This window comes from Ktedonosporobacter rubrisoli (genome assembly GCF_004208415.1).
GTDB lineage: Bacteria > Chloroflexota > Ktedonobacteria > Ktedonobacterales > Ktedonobacteraceae > Ktedonosporobacter > Ktedonosporobacter rubrisoli.
In genome coordinates this window covers 10,788,637-10,807,149 of sequence record NZ_CP035758.1, presented here as the reverse complement: position 1 = coordinate 10,807,149, position 18,513 = coordinate 10,788,637, and the positions used below count along the sequence as shown (strand labels likewise).

The window sequence follows — 18,513 nt, the reverse complement described above, 5'->3', positions numbered from 1 at the left end:
CCAGAGCGCTATGACCGCCAATTATTGTTGAGCATAGAAATCTGTAAATTTATAGCCCGTTCCAATCAGTAAAAGGAGTTGGATGCACATCAGGGCTGTTGTAGAGCACTACTATTGTCTTGTGTTCTTCCAGTGATAGAGCTCCTGGGTCGCCTGTGTAGTTGATTTCATTTCCTTTCCCATCAAAAACAACGAACTTCAACTGTTTGCCCGCATCTGCTTTATAGTCTGCTATCTGCGTGCGGCTTAGTGGTTGACCCCAGACGCTAAAAAACTGTCCCAACGTATAAGTTCTGGTGTCGGGCAGGTCTGCATGGATGATATTGTCTGCCTCGAAGACATGCAGCGGATAGAGACAATAGAGATTTCCATTGCTTGCTAACGCTCGAACCCCCGGCTGTTTTGGCGAAACGATACCGATTCCGGTGGGCAAGGCGGCCATATGCCCATTGACATACAACGTTAAATGAGTCCTCAATTGTTGTCTGGTAGCAACAGTTGACGCACATTCCATTCCCTCTATCGTTTCACCGGTCGCTGGATGCCCGTACGACATAGTTACTGTTGCAGCAGTTGAGCTAGGGGCAATAAAGGCAACTGGCAAAATAATCAACAGACAAACCAGAAAGCCTACCAGACAGATAGCCGCCTGACGTTTCTTCGTACTCAACCAGCCAGGACGCCCTACATAGGAGATGAGCGGCTGGCTTACATCCTCATTTTCGCTGCTCTTCTCTGCTGGAGTCTCTTCTTGCTTATCAACAAGTTTGTAATCATTGAATGTGGCCATCGCTTGTATACCACTTGTCAAAGCCAGAAGCCCAACAACCATGAAAATCGTGTCTATCGGACCCAGGGTAAAGCCGGGAAGCGTCAAATGCTTATTATGTAGTGGAGAGGTTACCAGCACTGAGGCCAGGCCAATAGAGATCATACCGGCAAAAGTTGAGAGCTGCCCAATCACGGCATTCGCACGCCCAATCAGTTTTCGCGGAGTCACTTTCAAGAGGAGAGGTCCAAATGAAACATAGAAAGTGGCTTGTGATACTCCAACGAAAAAGAGCACAATGAAGCCTGCATAGACATTATCTAAGCGTGCATAGGTAAATAACAGGAGGCCGGTAACGATACCAGGAATGCAGAAGCCACTCATGACCCCAAGCTTTTTTTGCACCCAGGGGCCGACCGTCAATGCGCCGATAATTGCCCCGATTCCATAGAGAACATCGAGGTACACATAAATGTCAGGAGTAGCATGCAGGTTATCGGTGGCAAAGAACAGATTGAGCGTGTTAAGGCCACCGGCTCCCAGCGCAATCAATGATAGTGAGACACCCACGGCAATCAAGACGCCATTGCCGCCAACAAAGCGTAAGCCTTCAACCAACTCATGCACAAAGCCAGCTTTCTTCTCTTCTTTCGCGCCCTGCTCTGCTTTAACCTCCTCTTTTTGTGCATTTCTCTCCGGGCGTATCAGCATAAAATTGAGAAATGAAACAAGAAATGAGGCAGCATTAAAGAAAATGCACCATTGAATGCCTAACGTGAAGAAAATACCAGCAGCCAGCGGCGGACCAACAATTGTGCCAAGGTTATTTAAAACTTGCCCTCGGCCAAATGCACGCGGAAGATCATCTTCAGGAACAATATCGTAAAGCAAGATCAAGAGAGCAGGATTAACAAACGGATCGCAACAGCCAAGGAGGATCAAGATAAAGAAGGCACAACCCATCTGGAAGAAAGTGGCAATATCGCTTCCCGAAGGGAAGGGCAAGTGGAACAGGCCTGAAGCCGGAATCAAGGCCAGTACTATAAATATACGTGCCCCATCCATCCATAGCAGCGTACGCCGTTTATCCCAACGATCAACCAGCACCCCGGCAAAAGTTCCCATGAGAAGCGCTACAATCTGAGGGATAAAGATAAGTGCTCCTACGGCAAAGGCGGACCAGGGAGCGTTGCGAGCCAAGGTAGTCGCGACCCACAGCAGTAATGCGGTATCGAAGACAACGTTTCCCAGGCGAGATGTTGCCATGCCTACCCACATAAAGGCATAATTTCTGTTGATCAAGAGTCGTTCAAATAGCGTGGGTGGTTTCTTTTCCGGTTCTGCTGAAACTGACACTGTTGTATCCATAGGTTTCCTTCCTGTATCAGTTGCACAACGTTGTAGATGAGCATGAAGCCTTACCTGGCACGTATTCGCTGCATGCTAGAGCGTGTGGCTAATCCAGATATTGGGTTCTTCATAACGCCCGATATCCCGTATATGATCGATCTGTACAGGACAGAGAGCTCCCTCCACAATGTATTCCCCACTACCAGGCATGCTTTGTCCCGTCCATTCTTCCCATTGGGCCACTGTGCCATCCGTCACCATTGACCGGGGCGCAATTGCGAGGATCTTTGCCCCCAGGCGCAGGTGGACGCGCAGCCACGGATCAAAGGGAGCTCCATCAGGGCGTTTCCAATGCATATAATTCTCCATTGGAATGAGTGGATACCTGTGTTTTTGGGATGGGCGCAGCGGTAGAATCAGAGCAGATAAATTTTCTCGCAGCGCAATATCTTTCATTGCCAGCACCATGGTTGTACTTAGACCTTTACTTTTCACCTCTGGCGCTGTCACTATCGATAAGCCACAAAGGGCGTTTACTTCACGCTGCTGCTCGCGATCGTGAAAACCTTGTATCAGGGCAGCGTCCCAACCAGCTGTAAGCCCTGCTACGGTGCCATCCCACAAGAGTGGAATTGTATGCCCTGCCGCTACAGCTTCATCTTGCTCATTGCAGAGGACATATTGATACTTCGCAAAAATGGAGAAAAGTGAGCCCCAGTACTGTAGCACGGCTGGATCATCCATGACGAATGCAGGCCAACTCGCACTATGTAAGCGGGGCATTTCCGCTTCCAGCTCAGGGTGTTCTGCGAGGGTAAATACCGTGTACGACATTGTACGCGCGCCTCTCTTGTTGTACTAAAATATATAGATGAGATTAGCAGCCCCTGTAGTAGTACAGGTGAAGCTCTATGTGACAAACAACAAGAAATCCAGCTAACCGGCGCTGCATATACGACTATGCACGTCACTAGCTAAAAGTTACATATGAGATACACTATACCTATCTCACATTTATGATAATAACATCATACATTATATTTATGCAAGGGTTCCTTGCTTTTTAAACTAATTTGTAAATGCCAAAAGCAATCTACGTAATTCACCTACATCTTGCTTTTTTAATAGTTATCTGTTATATTTACCAAATAAGATTTTGAGTGTATGATATGCTATACTTGTATAGCAATAGACACAAGTTTTACGAGTACCATTTTTTGCCCTACTTGCGGATTCGGGGCGTTTCAAGCAAATCCTAGCAAAACATCAGGAGAAATATTCCTTACCGCATTGTTGACAAATCCATCGTAGATGGGGATGTCCTATACGCGAGGACAAAGTTTTGCGGTGCCATGCCATCATATATCGCTCTTTGCTTAGCTGGATTGGACAGCGGGTGATTATAGCAGCTTTGTTCTGAATCGGGGCCGTAGTTGATACTTCTTGTATCAGCTCCACCTAGCTGCCCTGTTTAGGAATAGCATTCTCCACCCTCTCATTCAAGTCATAAAGTAGTCTTGCTTAATACCAAAGCAAGTGTAGTCTTGCTTGTCGATCAGATATATCGCTCTTTATGTCATACCTGGGAGATTTGCATGTGAGTAATCATGAAATAATTGGTCCTTCAACCTCTCCGCATGATCCGCTGGATGCTCAATTTGCTTATTGGCAACAGCAACTCGCCGGCATCGATGAGCTTCGTCCACTTCCCACAGATATGCCACGAACGCCTGTACGCCTGTATCGAGCGGCAACTCATTCCCTTCGCTTTCCCGTCCAGTTGTATAAGCAGTTACAGCAGACAAGCTTGCAGGAGGAGATACCACCATTTACGGTGCTACTGGCCAGCTTGCAGCTTTTGCTTACCCATATGTGCGGGCAAGAAGAAAGTATTGTTGGCACTTCAACTGCTATTTCTATCCCTGCCGACTCTGAAAGTCAGGCTCACTGTCTTACCATCGCGAAGACACTGGCGCTGCGGACCAGGATCACAGGCAACCTTACAGTCCATGAATTGTTTGCTCGGGTACACGCTATTTGTTTGCAGGCATCCGCCCATATGGAGGTGTCTTTCGAGCAAGTCATGGAACAATTATTTGCCGAAAATCCGCCAAACAGTCCTCCACTCCTGCAAGTGATGCTAGATCTACAAGACGAGCCCAGCTATCCCTTCTCTCCTACACCATCAAGCCCGGCCCCTCTAGAGATACGAGGCAACCCAGCCGCCAGCCAATCTGATTTACATATTTCACTTATAGTCCAACGAGATAATCTGGAAGGTGTCATCAGCTACAATGCAGCGCTGTTCACGCCAGGCACCATTCAACGTTTCGGCAGCCGTTGGCTCCATCTTTTAGCAGCAATACTTGCTGATCCACAGCAACATGTATGCAATATCCAATGGCTAGAAGCAGATGAGCTTGCCTGGATTTTACAGAACGCCAGGGGAAAGCAACGCGCATATGCCAGCGAGACAACGCTCTTTCAAGCATTTGAAGCACAAGTCGAACGCCTACCAGATGCGATTGTCCTGGTAGCCCCTGCTGAAGGCGCGCTAAGCTATAGGAAATTAGATCAGTTAGCTAATCAAGTTGCCTGCGCCCTGCGAGCTCGCGGACAGCTAGCACATACTCCAGTAGGCTTATGTATTCCCTCCTCTCTGTTGGGAGCAGTTGGCCTGCTGGGCATCATGAAAGCTGGCTGCATCTATGTCCCATTAGATCCCAGACTTCCTGTTGAGCGGCGAGCATGGATGATACGGCAAGCGGGCATCCACATGGTGGTCACCATCGCACAATTTGCCGAACAAGTGGCAAGCGCACAGGTCCAAGCTTTTTGTTTGGATCGCGAATGGGAGGAAGTACTCCAACAACCTGTCCAGCGGCCTGCGGTAGACCTGCTGGCTGACGACCTGGCGTGTATCATCTATACCTCTGGATCAACAGGACGGCCAAAGGGGGTAATGCTCTCACATGGGGCTCTCTGCAACAGAATGCAGCAAGGTATAGAGGATCACACACCTCAACAGGGCGATAGAATGGCTCAGATTGCATCATGGGGATTTGATATTTCGCTCTGGGAACTGATTTCTCCCTGGCTGGCTGGAGCAACAACATTTCTGGTACCCCTGCAGACAGCTCTCGATAGTGCTGCGCTATCTGCGTACCTGAGCCGGGAACAAATAACGCTCCTGCAGTCAGTACCTTCTCTTCTCTCTACGCTCTTGCAAGAAGCGACGCTGGCCAATTGTAGCAGCATGCGTTGCGTGCTAACCGGGGGAGAAGCGGTAAGTGCAGAGCTCGTACAACGTATCTTTGATATTCTACCTATCGAGGTGCAGCAATTATATGGTCCGACAGAGACGGCTATTAGCGTCACCAATTGGATCGGATACCCGAAAGATGGCACAAAGAATCTCTCGCTGGGCCGGCCTATCCCCAATACCCAGGCGTATATTCTAGACGCCTGGCTACAACCTGTCTTACCAGGTGGACAGGGAGAGCTCTATATTGGCGGCGATTGCTTAGCTAGAGGATATTGGCAGCGCCCAGACTTAACGGCAGAGCGCTTCATCCCTAACCCATTCTCAAGCGTTCCTGGCAGCAGACTCTACAGAACAGGCGATATCGCCCGCCTACTTCCATCGGGCGAGCTCGCCTATGTCGGGCGCATAGATTCACAGGTGAAGATTCGGGGCAATCGCGTTGAACCAGAAGAGATCGAGGCCCAGATACAAAGCTATACAGATATACGTGCCTGCGCCGTTCAGGCACGTATGAATCAGCGCGGGGAGCTGCAATTAGTCGCATTTATCGTAGCCTACAAAACGGCTATACTCTCAATCGCTGAATTAAGACGCTATTTACAGCAGCGCTTGCCCGCTTATATGCTTCCGGCTGCTTTCGTACAGCTGGATGATTTGCCCCTTACGCCAAACGGGAAGGTAGATCGCCATGCATTGCTTCGTCTTGAGGTGAACCAGTTGCAATGGCAAGATACCTATGTTGCGCCACAACTTCCTGAACAAGAGCGCCTTGCCGCTATCTGGGGTGAAGTCCTGCAGATCGAGCGGATTGGTATCCATGATAACTTTTTTGCGCTTGGTGGCCACTCTCTTCTCGCCATTCGTGTCATTTCGCGCGTACGGGAGACCTTCCATCTTGATCTGCCCCTGCAAACGCTCTTTGAAGCACCCACGATCGAAGCCTTTGCCAGACATCTCTCTCAGGTCTCCACAGATCAGTTCTCTGCACCTCTTCTACCGCTGCATGTGGCACCAGCATCTTATATGCAACCGTCTTTTGCCCAGGAACGCCTCTGGTTTCTCGACCAGCTCGAAGGTAGCAGCGCATTTTACAATATTCCTTTTGTGGTCAGCATTCATCTCCCCCTTCAGACCGCTAACTTTGCACGCAGCTTGAATGAAATTATTCGTCGCCATGCGTCCTTACGCACAGTTTTCCAGGCTCACGACGGACAACCAGTTCAAGCAATTATGCCGGAGCTCATCTGCCCGGTTCCGCTTATTGATTTTAGCCAGCACCAGCAGCCAGAGGCAGCTATCCAGCGTTGCTTCCAGGATCTGCTAAGCACACACTTCGAGCTAACGCGTGGTCCCCTACTACGCGCTGCTCTCTGCAAGCTTTCCTCAGATAATTTTATCTTCATGCTCACCATTCACCATATCGTAGCTGACGGCTGGTCCCTTGCTGTGCTCATACATGAACTTATCACTATTTATCAGGCCCTTCAGTCAGGCAAACGATCCTCCCTGCCAGATCTCCCTATCCAGTATCGCGATTTTGCCTGCTGGGAACGCTCGTACCTGCAAGGCGTATATCTGGAGCAACAAATTCTTTACTGGCGTAACAGGCTGGCCGATGCCCCGGCCCTGCTCACGCTGCCAACAGATCGCCCTCGCCCCGCCACACAGAGCTATCGGGGGGCACTTTATCCTTTTTCCCTCTCACCTGCCCTGAGTGAGCGCTTGCGCGCCTTTAGCCGTCAGGCTGAAGTTACTCTCTACATGACTATGCTCGGAGCGTTCCAGATCCTTCTTACGCGCTATAGCGGCCAGCACGATATAGTGATTGGCACGCCAGTAGCCGGCCGTAATCGTTTAGAGCTGGAAGACCTTATCGGCTTCTTCGTCAACATGCTAGCTTTACGCCTACGTCTGGAAGGCAATTCGTCTTTCCGCGAGGTAATTAAGCAGGTAAAAAAAGTTGCGCAGGAAGCATATGCTCATCAAGAGGCGCCTTTCGAGCGCATTGTCGAGGCTCTCAAGCCCGAGCGCAGCCTGAGCTACCATCCCTTATTCCAGGTTTCCTTCGCCTGGGAGGAGGTCCTCTTCGACGAAACTGAACTGGCGCATCACAACATCAAACAAGTTCACCTTGATGCCGGCATAAGCAGGTTCGATTTGACGCTCTTTTTATGGGAAGAAGGAGATTGCCTGACAGGCTATTTCGAGTATAGCACTGACCTGTTTGAGCGCGAAACGATTGCGCGCTGGGCCCAAAATCTACAGGTTCTGTTGGATGCAAGTATGAGTAGCCCCGATTGTGCGCTCAATCGTTTACCTTTATTGAGCAGCGAGGAGCATCAACGGCTGCTCTATACCTGGAATCCACCAGCCCTAACTTCTGCTCCCATGCTTTGCATACATGAGCAATTTGAGGCCGTAGCTGCCTCTATGCCCGATAGCCTCGCGATTTGCCAGACTACCCACGCGCTCTCTTTCCATTGCCTGGATCAACAAGCTAATCGGCTGGCCCGATTTCTTATCGCAGAGGGGATAGGCCCAGAGATATGTGTAGCAGTTTATACTGAGCGTTCAGCCTGGATGGTTATAGCTATGCTTGCCATATTGAAGGCTGGCGGAGCCTATGTTCCTCTTGATCCTTCCCTCCCTCACCAGCGCATTGCCTTCATTCTTCGCGATGCGCATTGCCCAATCGTGCTCACTCAGAGCTCTTTACTTGGCGCTCTTAGCTCTTTAGAGCAAACAGTCAAGGTATTTTGCTTTGAGCGCGATTGGCCAATTGTCTCCAATCTCTCTGCCACTTCTCCTGACAGACTATATAGCAACAAACAGCTCGCGTATGTCATTTATACTTCGGGCTCCACAGGCCGGCCAAAGGGCGTTGGCATCACACATCTCAATCTGAGTAATATGGTTTCCTGGTACCAGCAGACATTTGCCCCCACGCCGGCTGATCGCTCTACGCACCTGGTCGGCCTGGGTTTCGATGTCTCTGTCTGGGAGCTCTGGACAGCACTGCTAGCCGGGGCACAGGTGTGGCTGTGCGAAGACGAAGTGCGTAGCGATCCACAGCTATTGCTGGCCTGGCTTAGCGATTGTCAGATTACCGTGAGCTTTGTTCCTACTCCGTTAGCCGAGCAGCTACTCACGCGGCCCTGGCCACAAGAAAGCAGTCTGCGCATATTACACACAGGCGGCGATGCGCTTCATCCAGTCACCCAACCACATTTACCTTTTTCACTTATCAATAATTACGGCCCTTCTGAATGCACAGTTGTCACTACCTCTGGCCCAATATTTACAGCTGATGCCTGGAACCGTATGCCCGATATTGGGCGCCCAATCGCACGGGTGCAGGTCTATCTATTAGATACAGATTTGCAAATAGTCCCTCAAGGGGCTGTCGGCGAGTTGGTGATAGGAGGAGAAAATGTTGGGCGTGGCTACATTGGTAATCCTGCCATGACTGCCGAACGCTTCATTCCTGATCCCTTTGGTTCTGTGGCAGGTGGACGGCTGTATCGGACTGGGGATCTGGCTCGCTATCGTAACGATGGGGTGCTGGAATTTGTAGGCCGCGAAGATCAGCAGGTGAAGATTCGAGGTTTTCGCATCGAATTGGGTGAGATTGAAACTGTGCTCCAACAGTTTGATCCTGTGCAGGAGTGTATTGTGCTGGCACGTGAAGATCAACCGGGCGAACGGCAACTTGTAGCATACGTTACCCATGATCCCCGGCGCTCTCTGGCAATTCGCGATCTTCAGCTCTTTCTACGCGAACGCCTACCCGCTTATATGCTGCCAGCCGCCTATGTGATGTTGGCCGAGTTTCCCTTGAACAAAAATGGGAAGATAGACCGCCGTGCTCTTCCCGCACCGGCATATTCGCCCTGGCAGCAGGAAAACTTTGTCATCCCTTCTACGCCTACCCAGGAGCTTCTGGCCCAGCTTTGGATGAATATTTTGCATATCCCACAGATAAGCATCCACGATAATTTCTTTGAATTAGGCGGCCATTCACTGTTAGCCACCCGCATCATATCCCGCATTAATGAAGCACTGCATGTTGATGTTCCACTGCGCGTTTTATTTGGTTCTCCTACGATTGCTCATCTAGCCACCTATATCGATGATCTGGCCAAAGCTGACACGCGTAGCAGCTCATCCCTTCTCATGGCACCGCTCACGCGGCAAGCGCGAGGAGGAAGTTTCCCCCTCTCCTTTGCCCAGGAGCAGCTCTGGTTTCTACATGAATTAGAGCCTGACAGTCCTTTCTACAATATTGCTCTCTCCCTTCGCTTACGCGGCCCTTTGCAGCCGATGATCCTTCAGCAGAGCTTGAATACGCTGATCCAACGACACGAAGCGCTCCGCACTACCTTTGCGGTCCAGCACGATCACCCTGTACAGTATATTGCCGACCCGGCTGAACAACCACTCATAGTTGTTGATCTGAGTACGCTATCTCAAGCCCAACGCTCGCTCACCGTTAGTAGCCTTTCGCTTGAGCAAGCCCGCTTGCCATTTAATTTACGGCGGGAACCTCCCATGCGGCTGATGTTACTCCGCCTAGATGAGCAAGCACATGTGCTCCTTATGTGTATTCATCATATCGTGATGGATGGTTGGTCACTCAACATGCTGCTGCAGGAGCTAGAACAGTCCTATACTGCCTACGAGCAAGGTGATACCCCGAGACAGTCCAAAGCAATTTTACAGTATGTGGATTATGTCCTCTGGCAACGGGCCTGGCTCCAAAGCACCGAACTGGAAGAGCAGCTCGCTTATTGGAAGCAACGTATGGCTGGTGCCCCAGTCCTGCTCGAACTACCAACCGATCATGCCCGTCCGGCCATACAGAGCTATCGGGGAGCAACGCAGATCTTTCCCTTGCCAGCTGTCCTCACGACCCAACTGCGCCAGCTCAGCCAACAACACGGGATAACGCTCTTTAGTACGCTATTGAGCGCCTACTTGCTCTTCCTGGCACGCTATAGCGGGCAGTACGATGTGGTAGTAGGCACGCCTATGGCGGGGAGAATACGGCCCGAGCTGGAAGAAATAGCTGGCCTGTTTGTCAATATACTGCCTTTGCGCTTCCAGATAAATGAGAGACTGACATTTCTAGAGTTCATGCAGATGGTCCAACAAGACGTGCTGGAGGCTTACGCGCATCAGGCCTTGCCGTTTGAGCAGCTTGTGGAAGCGCTACAGGCACAACATAGCACAAGCTATCAGCCTGTGGTTCAGCTAACCTTTGCCCTTCAGGATGAGCCAGAGAGCTTCCAACTGGGACAGGTACAGGCAGAGCGTAGCATGGTAGCGACTAACACGGCAAAATTCGATCTGGCTCTGACCTGTGAAGAGACGGCAGCGGGCTTGCGTACAGTATGGGAATATAACACTGATCTTTTTGAGCCCGAAACAATCGTACACCTGAAAACGATGCTGCAAGAGCTTCTACAAGCCATCGTCGCGCAGTCAGGCCAACAGGTATACAATTTCTCACTGCTTTCCGAACCGGAACGGCAATACCTGCTCAAAGAGCTCAATGCTACCAGCAGTTCATACCATGCAGATATGAGCGTAGTGGCTCTCTTTGAAGACCAGGTAAGACGCTCGCCAGATTCTATAGCGCTGTCCGACGAGCAAGGTTTACAAGTAACCTATGAAGCGCTAAATCGGCGCGCAAATCAGCTTGCTCATGCGCTGCGTATGCGCGGAGTAGGAACAGAGGTAGCTGTAGGTTTCTATGCAGAACGCTCGCTCCATCTCATCCTGGGTTTGCTGGCGGTCTTGAAGGCTGGAGGATTCTATATTCCCATTGACACAAGCACCCCAACCGAACGTCTGGCCTTTCTACTCACTGATGCAAATATCCATCTGTTATTTGTCAAGGAGCAGCTGGCCTATAAAGTGCCCACCTGGCAGGGCATTACGCTTGACCTGGAGCAAGAAATTGCCTTATCTAGCCAGCAATCTACTGCGAACCCTGGCCAGTATCCGCGGGCTCAAAGTCTGGCTTATGTGAACTATACTTCAGGTACAACGGGAAGGCCTAAAGGCGTAGCCGTACCGCAGCAAGCGATCACGCGCCTGGTCTTACACAGCAACTATATACAAATCACTCCCCAGGATGTGGTAGTACATATTTCCAATAGTGCTTTTGACGCTTCCACTTTTGAGATCTGGGGAGCATTACTTAACGGGGCCAGAATTCTGAGCGTAGAGCAGGAAACAGCGCTGATGCCAGAAGCTCTTGAGCAACATCTCTATCTCCGCTACGGCAATGTTATGTTTCTCACCTCAGCGCTATTTAATCAACTGGCTCGTCTACGCCCACAGATTTACCAACGGATGCGTGTAGTGCTTTTTGGCGGAGAAGCGGCAAATCCGCCGGCCGTGCGTTCTGTCCGCGCTACGTCCGCCCCTGAACACCTTATCCACGTCTACGGACCTACGGAAAATACAACTTTTTCTACATATCGTGAGCTTGACGAGGTGCCAGCCGAGGCCCTTAGCGTGCCAATTGGTTATCCTCTTGCCAATTCTACGGCGTTTGTGCTTGATAAAGAGTTACGTCTGGTACCACGCGGGGCAATTGGTGAGCTCTACGTCGGTGGCGCGGGCTTAGCCCGCGGCTATCTCCAGCAAGCTGACCTGACTGCTAACAGCTTTATACCACATCCTTTCAGCGCTATTCCTGGCGCTCGGCTCTACAAAACTGGTGATCTGGTACGGTATGTGGGAAAATGGGAGCTTGACTTTGTAGGACGCGTGGATACTCAAGTCAAGATCCACGGCTTCCGTATCGAGCCCGCTGAAATTGAAGCACTTCTACAGCAGCATCCAGCCGTGGCCGAGAACGCAGTCTTGCCTCTATTAGATCCTTATGGGGAGCGGCGCCTGGTTGCCTACCTATTAGCGCGTTCACAGGAACATTGCAGCAACAAGGAACTCCGACAATGGCTACAAGAACGGCTTCCATCCTATATGGTACCCACTGTCTTTGTGTGGTTAAGTGACTTTAGCCTCACCAAAAATGGCAAACTAGACCGCAAGTCCTTGCCACAACCGCAGTGGGAGATGCTAGAGCGTTCTCAGCCCTACCAGGAACCAACAACCCCACTTACGCAACAATTGGCCGAGATCTGGCAGGAAGTTTTGCAGATTGAGCGTATCGGTCTATATGACAATTTCTTTGAACTTGGAGGTCACTCGCTTTTGCTTACACAAGTGGTCTCCCGTGTTCGTAGCGCCTTTCAGATTGATTTTCCTTTACGTGTGATGTTTGAGCATCCCACTATTGCAGAAATTTCAGCTTTTATTACAGAACAAAGAGCGGATGAGATACAGGATGCCGCAGTGCCTTCGATGCCGATTCCAGCTCTTTCCCGAGGAGGTGGAGATCTCGGTGAACTACTTACGCTGCTTGAAAATCTTCCTTCAGAAGAGGTCGAGGCGTTGTTGATGGATCAGGTGGGTGGAAACTGGGATGAAGGACAATAATTTAGCACATGCTAGGATCATAATAAAGGTAGAATAAAGGACATGCAGGATTTATCCCAACGCCTGGCCGCGCTTTCACCAGAAAAACGCGCTTTACTCAAGCAACAACTGGGCAAACAAGGTAGCCGTTTCAATACATTTCCCCTGTCTTTTGCTCAACAACGTCTCTGGTTACTCGATCAACTCAACCCTGGCAATGCTAGCTATAACATTGCTGCTGCCATTCGCTTTGCCGGTCCGCTACGTGTGGATCTCCTTGAAAAGTGCATTCACTTGCTGGTACGACGTCACGAGAGCTTGCGTACTACATTTGCCATGTTAAATGGAGAACCCATTCAGGTTATTCGGCCCAATCTCACTTTACAGATTCCTCTCATTGATTTAACTTCACTGCCTGAAGCTGAACGCGAGGCTTCTCTGCAACACGCTATCAACAATGAAGCACACATTCCTTTCGATTTAAAGACCGGCCCTCTGGTACGCCTGGCCCTTTTGCGCAAGAGCCCTTTAGAACATATCTTACTCTTGAACACTCACCACATTATTTCTGATGGCTGGTCTCTTGGTGTATTTCTGCATGAGCTATCGCTCTGCTATTCTGCTGCGCTTGCAGGCAACTCGCCTACGCTTCCAGCGCCTTCATTACAATACGCAGATTATGCGGCCTGGCAAAGAAACTGGCTAAAGGGCGAGAATCTGACAAACCTGCTAGATTACTGGCGTAAACAGCTTGCCGATATGCCTCCACTCCTTGAATTACCTATGGATCACCCAAGACCTGCGGTCCAGACATCCCATGGCGCTGTTGTTAGCTTGCTACTTCCATCAGAAATCTCCACAGCCTTAAAAGCGCTTAGCCAGCACGAAGGGGTAACCCTTTTCATGACGACCCTGGCCCTGTTTCAAATACTCTTGCAACGCTACACGGGGCGCAGAGATATAGTTATTGGCACGCCTATAGCAAATCGGAATCGAACCGATATCGAGCACGTGTTCGGCTTCTTTGTCAATACCCTGGTCTTGCGCATCGATGTTGCTAGTGAACTGAATTTTCGCACGCTCTTGCAACGCGTGAAGGAAATGACGTTAGAAGCCTATGCGCACCAGGATATCCCCTTTGACGCGCTGCTCGATGAGCTTAATCCCGAACGTAGTTTGAGCCATTCTTTGCTTTTTCAAGTCTTTTTCAATATGGTGAATCTGCCCGACTTACACGACGAATGGCCCGATTTAAAAGTTGAGCATCTCTGGCCCCGTGAAATTGGCTCTAAATTCGATCTCACCTTATTCGTGCAGGAGGAGCAAGACGCCATTCGGCTCGAACTGGTCTATAATACGGATCTCTTTAAGCATGAGCGTATGCTTGAAATGCTAGAGCAATACAGCTGCCTGGCTTCTCAGGTCAGCGAAAGAGACGAAATGATCTCACGCTACTCGCTTGTATCGACAAGAGCTAGCAGCGTACTGCCCGATCCTGGCGCACCTATTTCAGCCCATTGGGAAGGTACCATCCATGACTTGTTCGCTCAGCAGGCTCATTTGAGGCCTGAAAATATAGCCATCATCGACGAGATTAATACCGTGAGTTACGGCGAGTTGGAGGCCCGTAGCAACCAGCTAGCCCATTATCTTCATGCCCAGGGCATCCGTCCACACGATGTTGTGGCCATCTCCGCTCAGCGCTGTGCGGCCCTGGTCCTGGCGATTCTCGGTATTCTCAAGGCCGGATCAACTGTGCTTATTTTAGATCCTTCCTATCCACCTGCTCGCTTGTTAGAATATGTACAACGAGCTCACGCGCGCGGCTGGCTACGCATCGAAGGGGCCACCGATTGCCAGGAGCTGGATGAATGGTGTAGAGCCAATTCTTATTGTAATCTGGTTCTGGCACGTAATTTTGCCCTCAGTGGAATACTCTCGCAATATGCCAGTAGCGCGCCGGCGTATAGAGTTGGGCCCAATGACATTGCTTGCCTGACCTTTACCTCTGGCTCAACTGGACGTCCTAAAGGGGTGCTTCAGCGCCATGGCCCTCTCACTCATTTCCTGCCCTGGATGAGGGATCGCTTCGCCTTCACGCAGACTGATCGCTATAGCCTGCTTTCTGGTCTCGCCCATGATCCTTTGCAGAGAGAGATTTTCACACCTCTTTGTGTGGGGGCTACCATTTGCATTCCTGATCAGGAGCATATGGGCGATCCCGGTTGGTTGGCTCAATGGATGCAGGGACAGGAGATCACCATTGCTAGTTTTACGCCTGCTCTCCTCCAATTACTGACGCAAGGCATGGGTGAAGATGATCTGCCTTCTGCGCGTATCCCTTCATTGCGCTACGCCTTTGTGGTTGGTGATGCCTTAACTAGACGCCATGTCGCGCGCTTATATGCTGTCGCTCCTCATATAACCTGCGTCAATCTCTACGGCTCGACAGAGACGCAACGAGCCGTTAGCTACTTCGTCCTTCCTACAGCATCCTCCACTGAGAGCCCGGCTAGCGTTACAGCGCTCCTGGACAAAGAGGTGATTCCTCTTGGGAAGGGTATGCCTGGCGCGCAAATACTTATCCTGAATGAAGCGGGAAATCTAGCAGGGATCGGTGAGCTAGGAGAGATCTACGTCCGTAGCCCTCACCTGGCTTTTGGATATCTGGATGATCCTGACCAGACAAATGAGCGTTTCCTCGTCAATCCCTTTACTCATCAGGAACATGATCGCCTGTACCGAACCGGCGATCTTGGCCGCTACCTGCCCGATGGAAATGCCGAGTTCGCCGGACGCAATGATTTGCAAGTAAAAATCCGCGGATATCGTATCGAGCTCGAAGAGATTGAGGCTATTTTAGTAGAGCATCCTATGGTTGCTGATGCAGCGGTTATCATTAGAGAAGATACTCCCGACAACAAGCAGATTGTTGCCTATATTACTCACCACAACGAGCAAGTCAAGCCTGTTCTCAGCAATTTGCGAGCCTTTGTTACGCAACGCTTGCCAGCATTTATGGTCCCTGCTCATTTTGTGTTTATGTCTCGCTTACCACTCAACGCCAATGGCAAAGTAGATCGTAAGGCACTTCCTGCTCCTGAGGCTGCAGATGAAGCGACACTTTCTCTCGCGACCCCTCAGTCTCCCATCCAGGAAGAGCTTTGTTTGCTGTGGTGCGAGTTGCTCGGTCTCAAAAAAGTCGGCATTACGCAAAACTTCTTTGAGCTAGGGGGACATTCACTTCTGGCAACTCAGCTGCTGGCGCGTATTAACGAAAAGTTCAATTCAACTTTATCTTTACGCTCGCTCTTTGAAGCTCCAACTATTGAAGGTATCGCTTCTCTCATCACCGTTAGCTCATCCAGCAAGCAAGAGCTAAAAGAACCTGTGCTACAAGCGCAAGCTAAGCGAGAGAGCGAACCCAAGGGGCCACAACGTATATTCCTTGATGAAAGGCACGGTTCAAAAATGGAACAAGAAGAAAGCTATCTGTTTGCGGCCTCCTTTGCCCAGGAACGCTTGTGGTTCCTGCATCGCTTCGAGCCGGAGAGCAGCGCCTATCATCTCTTCCTGGCCTTCGAGCTTGATGGCCAGTTCCAGCCTGCCGCCTTCGAAGAAAGCCTCAATGATCTCTTGGCTCGGCACGAGTCCTTACGGACCTCCTTTGTCCTGCAAGGTGAGCAGCTCATGCAACGCATTCACGCCCAGCTCTGGCTTTCCCTCTCGCAACAACATCTCTCTCTGCCCGCTGAAAGCGAGAGCAGCCTTAGCCAGCAGGCATTACAGGCCTGGCTGCAGCAGGAAATCCGCCGCCCCTTCGATCTGCAGCAGGCTCCCTTGCTGCGGGCCAGCTTGCTCCACCGCGGATCTGAACCCTCGATCTTGCTGCTGTGCCTGCACCACATCATTGCCGATGGCTGGTCCCTGGGCATTCTCCTGCAAGAGCTCAGCCTCTGCTACAACGCTCATGTCAAGGGCATCTCCCCTCAGCTCGCTCCCTTGCCCCTGCAGTACGCCGATTATGCCGTCTGGCAACGCGCCTGGCTGCAGGAGGAGCGTCAGGAGAAACTCCAGCGCTACTGGCACGGCCAGTTGGCCACTGCTCCTGCCCTCCTGGATCTGCCCACCGATCATCCTCGTCCTCCCATCCAGACCTTTGTCGGTGCGCGCCACCAACTCCATCTGCCTGCCGAGCTTCTGGAGCAGCTGATGGTCTTGAGCCACCAGCAGCAGGTCACCCTCTACATGACGTTGCTAGCTGCCTTCCTGCTCCTCTTGTACCGCTATAGCGGCCAGGAGGATCTCGTGGTGGGCACTCCCATCGCCGGACGCCAACGCCGCGAACTGGAAGGGGTCATTGGCCTCTTCGCCAACACTCTGGTCCTGCGCACCGATCTCAGCGGCGATCCCAGCTTCCTCGAACTGCTCCAACGCGTGCGGGAGGTGACCCTGCAAGCCTACAGCCAGCAAGACATGCCCTTCGAGAAACTTGTCGCCGAGCTGCAGCCTGAACGCTCCCTAGCCTACAACCCCCTCTTCCAGGTCTTCTTTGCGCTACAAAATGTTCCTGGCGATCCAATCAGTCTCGAAGGGCTGGATGTAACCCAGATTCGCCTAGACAGCAATTCAGCAAAGTTTGATCTTTCGTGGACGTGGTATCAGGAAGATGAGAAAAGCTTGAGTGCTGTCATCGAGTACAATACTGCCCTCTTCGAGCCCCAGCGCATCGCTGGTATGGCAACGAACATGCTTGTCGTGCTCCAGAGCCTCTGCCAAGAGCCTCGGACTCCCGTGAGCCTGCTGCCCCTGCTCTCTGCTGCCCAACGCCTCCACTTGCTCTCCCTCGGCCACTCCTCCTCTCCCTTGCCCGCTGCTCCCTCCTGCGGCTTACATCACCTCATCGAGGCTCAATGTGAACGCAGCTCCCTGCAGCCAGCCCTGCACGCTGGCTCAACAACCCTGACGTACCGCCAGCTCAACCAGCAGGCCAATCAGCTCGCTCACCTCCTGCGCCAGCATGGCATCGGTCCCGGCTGCCTCGTTGGCCTGTGCCTGCACCGCTCTCCTTCCCTGCTCCTCTGCCTGCTCGCCATCCTCAAGACCGGCGCCGCCTACGTCCCTCTCGATCCCGACTATCCCAGCCAGCGCCTCCTGTGGATGGCTCAGGATGCCCAACTCTCCTTGCTGCTCACCCATGAAGAGCTCAAGGCTCGCTGGCCGCACTGCCCCTGCCCCTTGCTCTGCCTCGATACCCTCCAGGAGCGATACGCCAGCTTGCCTTGCGAAGATCTCCAGGAAGCATGTTCCCCTGCGCAACTTGCCTACGTCATCTACACTTCCGGCTCGACCGGGCGACCTAAAGGCGTCCAGATCTCTCATGGCGCCTTACTCTCCTTCCTGCTCTCCTTGCAGTCCCTGCTCTCCCTCTCCCCTCATGATCGCTGGCTGGCCATCACCAGCATCAGCTTCGACATCGCTGGCTTAGAGCTCTATCTCCCTTTGCTCGCCGGTGCTCAGATCCAGCTCGCCTCCCAGGAGCAGGCCAGCGATCCTCGCCAGCTCGCCTCCCTGCTGGCTCAGTTGCCCATCAGCATTCTGCAGGCCACTCCCACCACCTGGCAGCTGCTCCTGGAAACTG

General features: G+C 51.6%; 3 protein-coding genes and 1 pseudogene. 2 read left to right on the top strand and 2 right to left on the bottom strand.

Features of this window, described 5'->3' with window-relative positions:
* Positions 1 to 49 precede the first annotated feature (49 nt).
* Together EPA93_RS45995 and EPA93_RS45990 are read right to left on the bottom strand one after the other, a co-directional pair.
* Entirely contained in the window at positions 50 to 2,137 is a 2,088-nt protein-coding gene (locus EPA93_RS45995; protein ID WP_129893997.1) for an MFS transporter, read from the bottom strand.
* 75 nt (positions 2,138 to 2,212) lie between these two features.
* Entirely contained in the window at positions 2,213 to 2,953 is a 741-nt protein-coding gene (locus tag EPA93_RS45990; RefSeq protein ID WP_129893996.1) for a GNAT family N-acetyltransferase, read from the bottom strand.
* A 763-nt stretch (positions 2,954 to 3,716) separates the two neighbouring features.
* On the opposite strand from EPA93_RS45990, the gene EPA93_RS45985 reads away from it, so the two are divergent.
* The gene (locus EPA93_RS45985; protein ID WP_165423843.1) at positions 3,717 to 12,893 is read left to right on the top strand and encodes a non-ribosomal peptide synthetase; all 9,177 of its coding nucleotides are present in this window, start codon (positions 3,717 to 3,719) and stop codon (positions 12,891 to 12,893) included.
* Positions 12,894 to 12,935: 42 nt separating this feature from the next.
* Positions 12,936 to 18,503 (top strand): annotated as a pseudogene (locus EPA93_RS50180) (amino acid adenylation domain-containing protein); the annotation flags it as partial.
* Between the last annotated feature and the right edge of the window lie 10 nt (positions 18,504 to 18,513).